The organism is Herbaspirillum sp. B65 (assembly GCF_000333555.1).
Classification (GTDB): domain Bacteria; phylum Pseudomonadota; class Gammaproteobacteria; order Burkholderiales; family Burkholderiaceae_D; genus Herbaspirillum; species Herbaspirillum rubrisubalbicans.
The window spans coordinates 1-1,454 of sequence record NZ_BADI01000153.1; the positions used below are offsets into that span (position 1 = coordinate 1).

The following is a 1,454-nucleotide window of genomic DNA, read 5'->3' on the forward strand; positions in this document are numbered from 1 at the left end:
TCCCGGCCGACAAGGATGGCAAGGTACCGTCCAGCTTCACATTCACCCATACCCGAAAGATCAGTAACCGATGATTAAAGCCCGTTACCTGACCCTGACCCGCCTTGCCACCGCCACCGTGGCGGTGGCCGGCCTGTCGTTCGCCCCGGCCTCGCAGGCACAGATCCGCTTCGAGATCACCGGCGTGGGCGCGTCCCAGATTCCCGTTGCCATTACTGCCTTCCCCGGCGAAGAATCGGCACCGCAACAGATCAGCCCGGTGGTCAAGGCCGACCTGGCGCGCAGCGGCATCTTCAAGCTGATCGACAATGGCGATGCGCTCTCGGACTCCTCGGCCATCAACTATGCCGACTGGCAAAAGCGCGGCGCCAATGCGCTGGCCGTGGGCAGCGTCACGCGCCTGGCCGATGGCCGCTTCGACGTGCGCTACCGCCTGTTCGACACCGTGCAATCGACCCAGCTTTCGGCCCTGTCCATCGGTGCCCAGCCGCAACTGCTGCGCCTGACCGCGCACAAGATCGCCGACGACATCTACCAGAAGCTCACCGGCATCCCTGGCATCTTCTCCACCCGCATCTCCTACGTCACCAAGTCCGGCAATGAATACCGCCTGGAAGTGGCTGACGCCGATGGTGAAGGCACCCAGGTAGCGCTGCGCTCCAACGAGCCCATCATCTCGCCGGCCTGGTCGCCTGACGGCACCAAGGTCGCCTACGTCTCCTTCGAGATGAAGAAGCCGGTGGTCTACATCCAGAACCTGGTGACGCGCCAGCGCTCCATCGTGGCCAACTTCAAGGGCAGCAACTCGGCCCCGGCCTGGTCGCCGGATGGCTCGCGCCTGGCCGTGGCCCTGACCCGCGATGGCCTGACCCAGGTCTATCTCATCAATGCCGACGGCTCCGGCCTGCGCCGCCTGACCAACAGCGCCGGCATCGATACCGAACCGCAGTTCTCGCCTGATGGCGGTAGCATCTACTTCACCAGCGACCGCAGCGGCGGCCCGCAAATCTACAAAGTGAGCCTGGATGGCGGCACGCCGCAGCGCGTCACCTTCAATGGCAGCTACAACATCAGCCCCCGCATTTCGCCTGACGGCAAGACGCTGGCCTTCATCTCGCGTCGCGACGGTCTGTTCCAGCTCTATGCGCTGGACCTGACCAATGGCTCTCGGCGGCGACTGCAATATCTTTCCAAGTCAATTGAGGGTTGTTTTCCCATCCCAGTTCTTTCGCTTTGCTTGCTTTGAGGCCCAGAACCACTGGCGTGAGCATGGTTCGCTCCGAGGCGATGATCTTGGACTTGGCATCTGGCACCAGCATCGCATAGTGATTGTTGGCCAGCCAGGCCAGATCAGTGGCGTCGCCTGCCTGCAAGCGTTCAACCGCCTCCAGCGTGGCGGCGTAATTGAGCTGCAGTTTGATCCCCGTGGCCTTTTCGATCTGCGGCACCAGGGG

1 protein-coding gene is annotated in these 1,454 nt (G+C 63.0%); it reads left to right on the forward strand.

Going from position 1 to position 1,454, the window contains the following annotated elements; genetic code table 11:
* The first annotated feature begins 70 nt into the window (after window positions 1–70).
* Window positions 71–1,246, forward strand: a complete 1,176-nt coding sequence (gene tolB, locus I5W_RS04050) for a Tol-Pal system beta propeller repeat protein TolB (protein ID WP_252716883.1) — start codon at window positions 71–73, stop codon at window positions 1,244–1,246.
* The last annotated feature ends 208 nt before the right edge of the window (window positions 1,247–1,454 follow it).

Bases quoted from the DNA above. Each gene is read 5' to 3' on its own strand.
- tolB (WP_252716883.1), top strand. From the start codon at position 71: ATGATTAAAGCCCGTTACCTGACCCTGACCCGCCTTGCCACCGCCACC.